Here is an 11,916-nt window from a genome sequence, read left to right as displayed (position 1 = left end):
TCTCGCCCCACAGAAGGTTCTTATGTCCTCCACCAAAGCCCGCGCAGATTCACTTTCGCTTCTGCTGTTTACCTTGCGCAGCGGCAAGCTGATGGCGATCAACCTGCTGAAAGTCAGTGAAATCATCCCCTGCCCGCCGCTGACCAAGCTGCCGGAGTCGCACCCGCACGTCAAAGGCATCGCCTCCCTGCGCGGTGCATCGCTGTCGGTGATCGACCTCAGCCGCGCGATCGGCGAGCGGCCGCTGGAAGATCCCAACGGTGGCTGCCTGATCGTCACCGATGTCAGCCGTTCCAAGCAGGGTCTGCATGTGCAGGCGGTGAGCAAGATCGTCCATTGCCTGACCACCGACATCAAGCCGCCACCGTTCGGCTCCGGCGGCTCGCGCGCCTACATCACCGGCGTGACCTCGGTGGACGGTACGCTGGTGCAGGTGCTGGATATCGAAAAAGTCATCCACAGCATCGCCCCGGCGCAGATCGAAATGGCGCCCACCGACCTGACCATGGAAGACGCCGAAGTGCTCGGCAACGCGCGCATTCTGGTGGTCGACGACAGCCAGGTGGCCCTGCAGCAATCGGTGCACACCCTGCGCAATCTGGGCCTGCAATGCCACACCGCGCGCAGTGCCAAGGAAGCCATCGACTGCCTGCTCGACCTGCAAGGCACCGCGCAGCAGATCAACCTGATCGTCTCCGACATCGAAATGTCGGAAATGGACGGCTACGCCTTCACCCGAACCCTGCGCGAGACCCCGGACTTTGCTCACCTGTACGTGCTGCTGCACACCTCCCTCGACAGCGCGATGAACAGTGAAAAGGCCCGGCTGGCCGGTGCCAATGCGGTGCTGACCAAGTTCTCCTCACCGGAGCTGACCCAACGCCTGATCGAAGCCGCCAAGCACGTCGCGGCCAACGGGCACTGAGTCTTGGCCGAGACTTTTTGCTTTCTGCTGCGCCGCGACTTGAGTGGGGTTCTGCCGGATGCGCAGTGGCCGGAGGGGATTGAGTTGTCCGTCTACCGCGAGGAGCTGGCGCCGGCAGTGCATCAGCTGATGCAGCTCGGACAGCTGGAAGGTGGCGGTCGAGTGCCGTCACTGCACGACTGGCGTCAGCGCTTTGCCAGCGACCCTGAATACGATCCAGCATTGTGTTTCGTGGCCTGCGATGCCGAGGGCGTGGTGGGCGTGGCGCAGTGCTGGACCAGTGCGTATATCAAGAGTCTGGTGGTGCATCCACGAATGCAGGGCCGGGGCCTTGGGCGGGCGTTGTTGCTGCATGCCTTCAGCGTCTTTCAACAGCGAGGCGAGGGGTTTGTCGATTTGCGGGTTCTGGAGGACAACCTGCGGGCGCGGCGGTTGTATGAGAGTGTCGGGATGTATGTGGTCCGCCGGGAATTGGTGCCGGACTGATCAAAGTCAAAAGATCGCAGCCTCCGGCAGCTCCTACAGGAAACCGCATTTCCATGTAGGAGCTGCCGAAGGCTGCGATCTTTTAGCGGTGCCCCAGGCAACAAAACTCTTCAGGCAGACTCAAACCTTGGCCATAACCAAGGATGCCCAACCATGAAAGCCTTCACCCTGGCCCTGCTCAGCCTCACCGCCCTGGCCTCCCAGGCCCACGCCTCCAGCCCCGACGCCTGGGCCGCTTACGACAAGACCGTGCTCGCCAGTTGCACCAAGGCCAGCGGTCTGAAAAACGTCAAACCGGTCGGCACACCTGCGCAATTCGACGACCGCGTCGGTTACACCGCCGTTCTGCTGCAAGGCCAATACCCGCAAAAACACATGAAAGGCCAGCAAGGCAGCGAGCTGTGCCTGTACAACAAACAGTCGAAAACCGCGTACGTCACCGAGTGGGATGCGATTCGCCCGGTCACGAAAACCCACTGAGTGGCGCAGTCCTTGCTTCGATCCGGTTCTGTGCGATGGTTTTCTGCCGTCGTTTCACACCCTGATTGAAGACAGATCGCTCAATGAATACGACGTTTTCCTGCGTAGGTTGCGGCAAATGCTGTACCGATCACCATGTCCCGCTGACGCTCGCCGAGGCCCGCATGTGGGCGGCGGATGGCGGTCAGGTGATCGTGCTGGTCGAGGCGTTTCTCGGCAATGGCCTGGGCCTGCCGGCGCAGCAGCGCGAACATGCCGAGCGCCGTTCGGCAGTGGTCCGCAGTGGCACTGCCGATGCTCATGTGGCGATCACCTTTGCCGCCTACAACGTCGGCCCCTGCCGGAATCTTGACGACGACAAGCGCTGCCGAATCTACGAGCGGCGCCCGCTGGTGTGCCGGATTTACCCGGCGGAAATCAATCCGCACATCCCGCTCAATCCAGCTGCCAAGGATTGCCCGCCAGAGTCCTGGGAGCAGGGGCCGGAGCTGATTGTGGGCGGTGAGTTGGTTGATCGGGAACTGGTTGAGCTGATCCAGCGTTCGCGTCAGGCGGATCGGGATGACATCAAACTCAAAGATGCGATCTGCGCAACGTTGGGGATTCGCACCACGGCGCTCAAGGGCGACGGGTTCACCGCGTACTTGCCGAACATGGATGCCTTTGCGGCAGTGATCGACCAGGTGAGCGCGCAACCGCTGGCGGCGCGAACCAGTGAATGGCTGTTTCATTTGTCCGGCGATGATGTCGCCGGGCAAGTGCTGGCTGCGGGCGGGCAAGTAGTGACGGAACCGGCGCAGACTTATGCGTTCATTTCATTGCGCGCGGCTTGATCTGATATTTGTGCTGTAGCGGCTGTCGCTTTCGCGAGCAGGCTCGCTCCCACAGGTTTGGGTTCTACACAAATCCAATGTGGGAGCGAGCCTGCTCGCGAAGAGGCCGCCACCATCACTTTCCGATGTCAGCGCTTGCCCATCGACCGACGCGTACCCGGCGGCGCCATGCCCGGGGTTTTGGTATGGCCATTCTTCGCGCCATTCTTGTACCACGGCTGATTCGAGCCTTTCGCCGAAGCCAGCTCGCCCGGCTTGAACGGGAACTTGAACGCCGGAATCTCGGCCTTGGTTTCGCTGGCGTCAGCCACTTCAGCCGGGACGTCGCTCACAGCGTCGTCAACCGGCGGTTGGGTCGGGGAAGTCATAAAAGCTCCGGGAACAAAAAGTCGGCCCGATCAGTGAGCCGCAAAGGCGCGCAGTATACCTGTGCGCTCTGGCTCGGCATCTGAAGATTTGCGCGATGCGCTGAACGGTTTTCCCCTCACCCTAACCCACTCCCGAGGGAGAGGGGACAGACCGAGGTGTTTACTCGAGGTTCGCCGACACGGGATACCGAGTCGAACTCAGGTTCGAAAAGCCCACAAATCGGCTCCCTCTCCTTGGGGAGAGGGCTGGGGTGAGGGGCGAATCCAACACAAGACCATCGCCGCACATTGCTACTCCCCATCTATCCAAACGAAACTGACAATCCTGACAGCCAGCCGTCACCCTGCCGACCGCCTGACCGGTTTATAACTGGTCAATCTGCCCAAACTCCAGACTTCGGCGCCGCGCATGTCCATCCAGAAAACTAAAATCCTGCTGGCCACTCTCCTGATTCTGCTGGCAGCCGCCGGCCTGTGGTTCGCGCTCAAGCCAGCGCCGACCAAACTGGCCAGTCCGACCGCCATCCCGGTACGCGTCGTAACGGTCAGCGCCAAAGACGTGCCGCGTTACACCAGCGGCATCGGCTCGGTGCTGTCGCTGCACAGCGTGGTGGTGCGCCCGCAGATCGACGGGATCCTGACGAAGATCTTGGTCAAGGAAGGTCAAGTGGTCAAAGCAGGCGACCTGCTCGCGACCATCGACGACCGCTCGATCCGCGCCAGCCTCGATCAGGCCCGGGCGCAGTTGGGGGAGAGTCAGGCGCAGTTGCAGGTCGCGCTGGTCAATCTCAAGCGCTACAAACTGCTCAGCGTCGATGACGGCGTATCGAAACAGACCTTCGACCAGCAACAGGCCTTGGTCAATCAGCTCAAAGCCACCGCGCAAGGCAATCAGGCCTCGATCGATGCGGCGCAGGTGCAACTGTCCTACACGCAGATTCGCTCCCCGGTCACCGGGCGCGTCGGTATTCGTACGGTCGATGAAGGCAACTTCCTGCGCATGACCGACACCCAGGGCCTGTTCACCGTCACGCAGATCGACCCGATCGCCGTCGAGTTCTCCCTGCCGCAGCAGATGCTGCCGACCCTGCAGAGTCTGATCAGCGATCCGCAACGCGCCCCGGTCAAGGCCTACATCGGAGCCGATACTGATGGCGAAACCGGCAATCTGCTCGGCGAAGGTCAGCTGACCCTGATCGACAATCAGATCAACGCCAACACTGGCACCATCCGCGCCAAGGCCGAATTCGCCAATGCCAGCCAGAAGCTCTGGCCGGGTTTGCTGGTGACGGTAAAAATTCAGACCGCTGTGGATAAAGATGCGCTGGTGGTTCCGCCCACCGTCGTACAGCGTGGCCTCGAACAACACTTTGTTTACCGCGTGAAGGACGACAAGGTCGAGGCGGTGCCGGTGCAAATGGTTTATCAGGGCAGCGGCCAGGACATCATCAAAGGTGTCAACGCTGGTGACGTGCTGGTGACCGACGGCCAGTCGCGACTCAAACCGGGCTCGAGCGTGCAAGTCATGAGCGAGCCAGCGCAAGTGGTGCAGGCGGAGCCGAAGCCATGAACTCGCACAAGGGCATCTCGACCTGGTGCATCGATCACCCGGTGGCGACGATTTTGCTGACGTTCGCTCTGGTACTGGTCGGCGTAATTGCCTTCCCGCGTTTGCCGATTGCGCCACTGCCGGAAGCGGAATTTCCTACGATTCAAGTGTCGGCGCAGTTACCCGGCGCCAGTCCCGACACCATGGCGTCCTCGGTGGCGACGCCGCTGGAGGTGCAATTCAGCGCCATCCCCGGCATGACCCAGATGACCTCCAGCAGCGCGCTGGGCTCAACTCTGCTGACCCTGCAATTTACCCTCGATAAAAGCATCGACACCGCCGCTCAGGAAGTACAGGCGGCAATCAACACCGCCGCCGGTAAGTTGCCCAAAGACATGCCGACGCTGCCAACGTGGAAGAAGGTTAACCCGGCCGACAGCCCGGTGCTTATCCTCAGTGTCAGCTCGACACAGATGCCCGGCACCGAACTCAGCGACCTGGTGGAAACCCTGCTCTCGCGTCAGATCAGTCAGGTCGACGGCGTCGGCCAGATCAACATCACCGGTCAGCAACGCCCGGCGATTCGCGTACAAGCCTCGGCGGACAAACTCGCGGCCATCGGCCTGACGCTGGCCGACATTCGGCTGGCGATCCAGCAAACCAGTCTTAATCTGGCCAAAGGTGCGCTGTACGGCGAATCGAGCATCTCGACGCTGTCGACCAACGACCAGCTGTTCCACCCCGAGGACTACAGCGAGCTCATCGTTTCCTACAAGGATGGCGCCCCGGTTCACCTGCGCGATGTCGCCAAAGTCGTCAACGGTGCGGAAGATGCCTACGTGCAGGCGTGGGCCGGAGATCGCCCCGGCGTGAATCTGGTGATTTTCCGCCAGCCCGGCGCCAACATTGTTGAAACCGTCGACCGCATTCAGGCCGCCCTGCCCGGCCTCGAAGCGATGCTGCCGGCCTCGGTGCAGGTGAAAACCCTGATTGACCGCACGCAGACCATTCGCGCCTCGCTGCATGAGGTGGAAATCACTTTGCTGATCGCGATCCTGCTGGTGGTCGCGGTGATGGCGCTGTTCCTGCGGCAGTTATCGGCGACGCTGATTGTTTCGGCGGTGCTCGGCGTCTCGCTGATCGCCAGTTTCGCCCTGATGTACATCCTCGGCTTCAGCCTGAACAACCTGACGCTGGTGGCGATCGTCGTCGCGGTCGGCTTCGTCGTGGACGATGCGATCGTGGTGGTGGAAAACATCCATCGCCATCTCGAGGCCGGCGATGACATGCGCGAGGCGGCGATCAAGGGGGCCGGCGAGATTGGCTTCACCGTCGTTTCGATCAGTTTCTCACTGGTGGCGGCGTTCATTCCGCTGCTGTTCATGGGCGGTGTAGTCGGGCGGCTGTTCAAGGAATTCGCCCTGACCGCGACTTCGACGATCATGATTTCCGTGGTGGTGTCGCTGACCCTGGCGCCAACCCTTGCCGCGCTGTTTATGCGTAAGCCGGTACATCACGCCAACGCCAAACCCGGTTTCAGCGAACGCCTGCTCGGCTGGTACGAAAAGGGCCTGCGCCGCGCCCTCGATCATCAGAAATTGATGATTGGTGTGTTCGGCTTATCTTTGGCGCTGGCTGTTGCCGGTTACATCTTTATTCCCAAGGGTTTCTTTCCGGTGCAGGACACCGGTTTTGTCCTCGGCACCACCGAAGCCGCTGCGGATATCTCCTACGGCGACATGGTGAAAAAACACTTGGCGATGGCCGAAATCGTTGCAGCCGATCCGGCGGTGCAGGCGTTCTCGCACTCGGTCGGGGTTTCCGGCAGCAACCAGACCATCGCCAACGGGCGCTTCTGGATCGCCCTGAAAAAACGTGGCGATCGCGATGTCAGCGCCAGCCAGTTCATCGACCGCATCCGCCCGCAACTGATGAAAGTCCCCGGCATCGTCCTGTATCTGCGCGCCGGGCAGGACATCAACCTAAGCTCCGGCCCCAGCCGTGCGCAGTACCAATACGTACTCAAGAGCAACGACGGCGCGACCCTCGCCACCTGGACCCAGCGCCTGACCGAAAAACTGCGCAGCAATCCGGCATTCCGCGACATATCCAATGACCTGCAACTGGGCGGCAGCATCACTCACATCAGCATCGACCGCAGCGCCGCCGCGCGTTTCGGCCTGACCGCCAGCGATGTCGACGAGGCGCTGTACGATGCATTCGGCCAACGGCAGATCAATGAATTCCAGACCCAGGTCAACCAGTACAACGTGATTCTGGAACTGGATACCAAACAGCGCGGCAAGGCCGAAAGCCTCAACTATTTCTACCTGCGCTCGCCACTGAGCGGCGAGATGGTGCCGCTGTCGGCGCTGGCAAGGTTTGACGCGCCAACCATCGGCCCGCTGTCGATTGCTCACGACGGCATGTTCCCCGCCGCCAACATGTCATTCAACCTCGCCCCTGGCGTGGCATTGGGCGATGCGGTGATTCAGCTCAACCAGGCCAAGGCCGAGATCGGCATGCCCACCGCGATCAGCGGCAATTTCCAGGGTGCAGCGCAGGCGTTCCAGAGTTCGCTGGCCAGCCAGCCGTGGCTGATTCTGGCGGCGCTGGTGGCGGTGTACATCATTCTCGGCGTGCTTTATGAAAGCTTCGTGCATCCGCTGACGATCATTTCGACCCTGCCGGCGGCAGGCCTCGGCGCGGTGATCATGCTGTGGATCTGCGGCCAGGACTTTTCGATCATGGCGTTGATCGGCCTGGTGCTGCTGATCGGTATCGTCAAGAAGAACGGCATTCTGATGATCGACTTCGCGCTCGAGGCGCAGCGCCAGCGTGGTTTGACGCCGCAGGAGGCGATTTTCGAAGCGTGCATCACCCGGTTCCGGCCGATCATCATGACCACCCTCGCCGCCCTGCTCGGTGCGTTGCCGCTGATGCTCGGTTACGGCACCGGCGCTGAACTGCGCCAGCCGTTGGGCATTGCCGTGGTCGGCGGTTTGCTGGTCAGCCAGATGCTGACGCTGTTCACCACGCCGGTCATATACTTATGGCTCGAGCGGCTGTTTCACCGGCACTCACACCCACCAGCCCCAACGCCCGCAACGGCACTGGCGACCACAGACTGAGGCGGTCATGCGCGTTCTGATTATCGAAGACGAAGAAAAAACCGCGGACTATCTGCACCGAGGCCTGACCGAACAGGGCTACACCGTCGACCTTGCCCGCGACGGTGTCGAAGGCCTGCATCTGGCGCTGGAATGCGACTACGCCGTGATCGTCCTCGACGTCATGCTGCCGGGGCTCGATGGCTTCGGCGTACTGCGCGCATTGCGTGCGCGCAAGCAGACCCCGGTGATCATGCTCACCGCCCGCGAGCGCGTCGAAGACCGCATCAAGGGCCTGCGCGACGGCGCCGACGATTACCTCGGCAAACCGTTTTCCTTTCTCGAACTGGTCGCCCGCCTGCAAGCGCTGACCCGCCGCAGCGGCGGCCATGAGCCGGTGCAAGTGACCATCGCCGACCTGTGGATCGACCTGATCAGCCGCAAGGCCACCCGCGCCGGCACGCGCCTGGATCTGACCGCGAAAGAGTTTTCCCTGCTCAGCGTGCTCGCCCGTCGCCAGGGCGAAATCCTTTCGAAGACCGCAATCGCGGAAATGGTCTGGGACATCAATTTCGACAGTGACGCCAACGTCGTCGAAGTCGCGATCAAACGCCTGCGCGCCAAGCTCGACGGGCCGTTCAACGAAAAGCTGCTGCACACCATTCGCGGTATGGGTTATGTGCTGGAGAGCCGTGGTGTCCAGTAACTCGATCGCCTTGCGCCTGAGCGGCATGTTCACGCTGGTGGCGCTATTGGTGTTTCTGCTGATTGGCGGCGCGCTGTATCAGCAGGTCGACAAGGGCTTGGGATTGTTGCCCGAAGCCGAGCTGGATGCGCGGTACAGCGTGCTCGAATCCACCGTCGGGCGTTACGGCACGCCGGAGCATTGGGTGAAGATCAACAACAAGCTCAAACTGCTCGGTGAGGAAGACAAGCGCATCAGCTTCTGGATCAGCAGCGGTGATCCGCGCTACGAATACGGCAATCTCACCCCGCAGATTCGTGCCGCCATCAATGGCCCGTTGGGCATGCACGATCTGCAACTGCCCGATCAACCCTACCCACTGAAAGTGCTGGTCAGTCAGTTCCCCGCCAAGGATCAGCGCCCGCCGTTGCGTTTCATGATCGGCATCGACACCGAGACGCTGCATCAGACCCAGCATCACTTGCTCATCGCCCTGATCAGTCTGGCGATTGTCGGGGTGCTGCTGGCCTCTGCATTGGGCTATTGGGTCGCAAGAATCGGTCTGAAGCCGTTGATCAAACTATCGCAGGAAGCCCAGCGTCTGGCCCCACCACTGCGCGCCGGACGCTTGCGCCTGTCGCCGCTGCCGCCGGAACTGGAACAGTTTGTCGAGTCGTTCAACTCGACCCTGGAACGGGTAGAACTGGCCTATTCACGGCTGGAATCGTTCAACGCCGACGTCGCCCATGAACTGCGTTCGCCGCTGACCAACCTGATCGGCCAGACCCAGGTCGCGCTGACTCGCGGGCGCTCGGCCGAACACTATTTCGAAGTGCTGCAATCGAACCTCGAAGAGCTGGAACGGCTGCGCTCGATCATCAACGACATGCTGTTTCTGGCCAGCGCCGATCAGGGCAACAAGGCGACCAAACTGACCTCGACGTCATTGGCTGATGAAGTGGCGACGACGCTGGACTATCTGGATTTCATCCTTGAAGACGCGCGGGTTGAAGTGCAGGTCAGCGGCGATGCGCAGGTGCAGATCGAGGTCGCGCATTTGCGCCGGGCGTTGATCAATTTGCTCAGCAATGCGGTGCAGCACACCGAACCGGGTCAAGTGATCGAAGTGCGCATCGAAGTTGAAGAACATCAGGTGAGCATTGGCGTGGCCAATCCCGGGACGCCGATTGCCAGCGAGCATCTGCCGAGGTTGTTCGAGCGGTTTTATCGGGTTGATGCCTCGCGTAGCAACAGCGGCAATAACCACGGGCTGGGGCTGGCCATCGTCAAGGCGATTGCGCTGATGCATGGCGGAGATGTGTTTGTGCGCAGTGATCGGGGGATGAACACCTTCGGCATCAACCTCCCGGTCTGAATGCTCAGCCAAGCCCTGTGGCGAGGGGATTTATCCCCGCTCGGCTGCGCAGCAGTCGCAAATCCTGTGCACAAGGTCCAAGAATCTTTGAGGCTGGAATTCTTGGGGCCGCTTCGCAGCCCAACGGGGATAAATCCCCTCACCGCAGGCCACCATCACGCACAGAGCGGGTTGTTACCCGTGCCGATCTTTGCTTTTGCTGTAACAGTCATTTATGAAAATCACGCTGTTTCCCGACTGCCGGCAACCTTATCTTTGCCCGCACCAAACAGCACTCGCCAAGCGAGAAGGTTTTCAAGATGTCCAACAGTATGGGTATTGCCAGCGCATTCGTTTTGTCCTCATTGATTCTGTCGCCGATGGCGATGGCTGAAGAATCGCAAGCGTTCGTGGCGCACAACGTCGCTCGTGCGCAGGCATTCGATCAGCATCAGGCCGAAGTGATGGCCAAGGCTCAAGACGCGACGCAATCCCCGCAGGCCGCTACTTCCCAGGCTCAAGCGCTCGAGAAAGACAGCTGAGTCTCACCGCGAAAGGTTTCCCTCGACGCGGTTGTTTGGCTCTTCCCGTTCAACCGTCGTCACTCCAGGCCGCTGCCATTCAGCGGTCTTTTTTTCGTTGTGGTCTGAAAGTCGTCTGGCGCGTCTGTAACAACAAGAAACATCAAGCCGCTCAAGAACCAGAGCGGCCCGCTGACCCAAGGAGCCCCACCGCACGTGTTTTACCCTGCCCGCCTCACACCGCTGTTCATTGCAATTGCCGCAACGATTGCCCCCGCTGTCCACGCCGATGAGTCTGCCCAGCAGGGCTTCGTCGCAGGCTCGAGCCTCAACCTCAACGCCCGCAACTACTACATGAATCGCAACCGCTTGCAGAAGGCGGACGACAATATCGAATGGGGTCAGGGTTTTCTCGGCGTGTTCCAGTCCGGCTACACCGAAGGCACGGTCGGCTTCGGCGTCGATGCCCACGCCATGCTCGGCCTGAAACTCGATGGGGGTGGCGGTACCGACGGCTCGAGCATCCTGCCGATCAGCGATGGCAACGGCAAAGCGCCGGGCTCGTTCTCCACCGCAGGCGGGACATTGAAGCTGCGCGCCTTCGATACCGAGCTGAAGGCCGGTGATCTGTTCCTCACCAACCCGGTCATCGCCGGCGGCGACACGCGGATGCTGCCGCAGACCTTTCGTGGCATCAGCCTGAGCAATCACAGCTTCGATGGCTGGCTGATCGAAGGTGGCCAGGCCAGTTTTACCAAACCCTATAACCAGAGTGGTCATACCCGCATCGGGACGTCATACGGCACCCTCGCCGACGGCGACGAAAGCCAGCACCTGAACTGGGCCGGTGTGGCCTGGAGCGGCGTTGAGGGCCTGACCAGCAGTCTTTACGCGTCCGAGCTCAAGGACATCTGGAACCAGTACTACTACGACCTCGACTACACCTGGCAACTGAACGATCTGGTCAGCCTCAACCCGGGCCTGCACTTCTATCACACGCAAGACACCGGTGATGCGCTGCTCGGCAACATCGACAACAACACCTGGAGCGCGCATTTCACCGTTGGCATCGGCAGCCACAGCGTCACTGCCGCCTATCAGCGGGTCAACGGCAACACGCCGTTCGACTACATCAGCCAGGGCGACAGCGTTTATCTGGACAACTCGCAGCAGTATTCGGACTTCAACGGCCCGAACGAACGCTCTTGGAAGCTCAAGTACGCCTATGACTTCACCGGTGTCGGCATGCCCGGCCTGACTTCGGCGCTGTCCTACTCGCGCGGCACGGTGGACCTGACCGAAGCCGACCCGGACAGCACAGGCTATTCCAGCTGGTACAGCGCCGACGGCCATAACGCCAAGCATTGGGAACGCGACATCGATTTGCAGTACGTCGTACAAAGCGGCCAGGCCAAGGATCTCGCGGTGCGCCTGCAATGGGCGACCAACCGGGGCGGCAACGGCTACGGCGCGATTGATTCGGATACAGATGAATACCGCGTGATCATCGACTACCCGGTCAACGTCTTCTAAGATCCCTACCAAGCTGAAGCTCAGTCAACATCGAACCTATTGGTAGGAGCTGCCGAAGGCTGCGATCTTTTG

The 11,916-nt window shown here is 61.0% G+C and carries 11 protein-coding genes; 10 read left to right on the top strand and 1 reads right to left on the bottom strand.

Features of this window, described 5'->3' with window-relative positions; genetic code table 11:
- The first annotated feature begins 22 nt into the window (after positions 1-22).
- The 4 genes from AC0IXA_RS16415 to AC0IXA_RS16400 all read left to right on the top strand — a co-directional run bounded on the left by AC0IXA_RS16415 (position 23) and on the right by AC0IXA_RS16400 (position 2,724).
- Positions 23-925 (top strand): chemotaxis protein CheV, encoded by a 903-nt coding sequence (locus AC0IXA_RS16415; protein WP_016773296.1) that lies wholly within the window; start codon positions 23-25, stop codon positions 923-925.
- A 3-nt stretch (positions 926-928) separates the two neighbouring features.
- Positions 929-1,411, top strand: a complete 483-nt coding sequence (locus AC0IXA_RS16410) for a GNAT family N-acetyltransferase (RefSeq protein ID WP_341638843.1) — start codon at positions 929-931, stop codon at positions 1,409-1,411.
- Between the two features lie 153 nt (positions 1,412-1,564).
- Positions 1,565-1,891, top strand: coding sequence for a hypothetical protein (locus AC0IXA_RS16405; protein ID WP_341638842.1), 327 nt, complete (start codon positions 1,565-1,567; stop codon positions 1,889-1,891).
- A gap of 83 nt (positions 1,892-1,974) precedes the next feature.
- Positions 1,975-2,724: a YkgJ family cysteine cluster protein gene (locus AC0IXA_RS16400; RefSeq protein ID WP_341638841.1), complete on the top strand. Its 750-nt coding sequence runs from the start codon at positions 1,975-1,977 to the stop codon at positions 2,722-2,724.
- Positions 2,725-2,852: 128 nt separating this feature from the next.
- Here the strand turns inward: AC0IXA_RS16400 and AC0IXA_RS16395 are convergent, their stop codons facing one another.
- Entirely contained in the window at positions 2,853-3,092 is a 240-nt protein-coding gene (locus AC0IXA_RS16395) for a hypothetical protein (protein ID WP_016773292.1), read from the bottom strand.
- Positions 3,093-3,501: 409 nt separating this feature from the next.
- On the opposite strand from AC0IXA_RS16395, the gene AC0IXA_RS16390 reads away from it, so the two are divergent.
- The 6 genes from AC0IXA_RS16390 to AC0IXA_RS16365 all read left to right on the top strand — a co-directional run bounded on the left by AC0IXA_RS16390 (position 3,502) and on the right by AC0IXA_RS16365 (position 11,844).
- Entirely contained in the window at positions 3,502-4,662 is a 1,161-nt protein-coding gene (locus AC0IXA_RS16390; protein ID WP_341638840.1) for an efflux RND transporter periplasmic adaptor subunit, read from the top strand.
- Entirely contained in the window at positions 4,659-7,772 is a 3,114-nt protein-coding gene (locus AC0IXA_RS16385; RefSeq protein WP_341638839.1) for a multidrug efflux RND transporter permease subunit, read from the top strand. The genes AC0IXA_RS16390 and AC0IXA_RS16385 overlap by 4 nt, the downstream gene beginning before the upstream one ends.
- Before the next feature lie 7 nt (positions 7,773-7,779).
- A complete protein-coding gene (locus tag AC0IXA_RS16380; RefSeq protein ID WP_016773287.1) occupies positions 7,780-8,457 on the top strand; it encodes a heavy metal response regulator transcription factor in 678 nt (225 codons plus the stop codon).
- Entirely contained in the window at positions 8,447-9,811 is a 1,365-nt protein-coding gene (locus AC0IXA_RS16375; RefSeq protein ID WP_341638838.1) for a heavy metal sensor histidine kinase, read from the top strand. The genes AC0IXA_RS16380 and AC0IXA_RS16375 overlap by 11 nt, the downstream gene beginning before the upstream one ends.
- Positions 9,812-10,110: 299 nt before the next feature.
- Positions 10,111-10,332: a hypothetical protein gene (locus AC0IXA_RS16370; RefSeq protein WP_016773285.1), complete on the top strand. Its 222-nt coding sequence runs from the start codon at positions 10,111-10,113 to the stop codon at positions 10,330-10,332.
- A 195-nt stretch (positions 10,333-10,527) separates the two neighbouring features.
- A complete protein-coding gene (locus tag AC0IXA_RS16365; protein ID WP_471813886.1) occupies positions 10,528-11,844 on the top strand; it encodes an OprD family porin in 1,317 nt (438 codons plus the stop codon).
- The last annotated feature ends 72 nt before the right edge of the window (positions 11,845-11,916 follow it).

Source organism: Pseudomonas sp. AC083, assembly GCF_979253165.1.
Note: the sequence above shows the minus strand (reverse complement) of the source record. Positions and strands in the feature narration are given on the sequence as shown.

Coding starts and splice junctions, on each gene's coding strand:
- AC0IXA_RS16385 (WP_341638839.1), top strand. CDS start 4,659: ATGAACTCGCACAAGGGCATCTCGACCTGGTGCATCGATCACCCGGTG.
- AC0IXA_RS16390 (WP_341638840.1), top strand. CDS start 3,502: ATGTCCATCCAGAAAACTAAAATCCTGCTGGCCACTCTCCTGATTCTG.
- AC0IXA_RS16405 (WP_341638842.1), top strand. CDS start 1,565: ATGAAAGCCTTCACCCTGGCCCTGCTCAGCCTCACCGCCCTGGCCTCC.
- AC0IXA_RS16400 (WP_341638841.1), top strand. CDS start 1,975: ATGAATACGACGTTTTCCTGCGTAGGTTGCGGCAAATGCTGTACCGAT.
- AC0IXA_RS16380 (WP_016773287.1), top strand. CDS start 7,780: ATGCGCGTTCTGATTATCGAAGACGAAGAAAAAACCGCGGACTATCTG.
- AC0IXA_RS16415 (WP_016773296.1), top strand. CDS start 23: ATGTCCTCCACCAAAGCCCGCGCAGATTCACTTTCGCTTCTGCTGTTT.
- AC0IXA_RS16370 (WP_016773285.1), top strand. CDS start 10,111: ATGTCCAACAGTATGGGTATTGCCAGCGCATTCGTTTTGTCCTCATTG.
- AC0IXA_RS16395 (WP_016773292.1), bottom strand. CDS start 3,092: ATGACTTCCCCGACCCAACCGCCGGTTGACGACGCTGTGAGCGACGTC.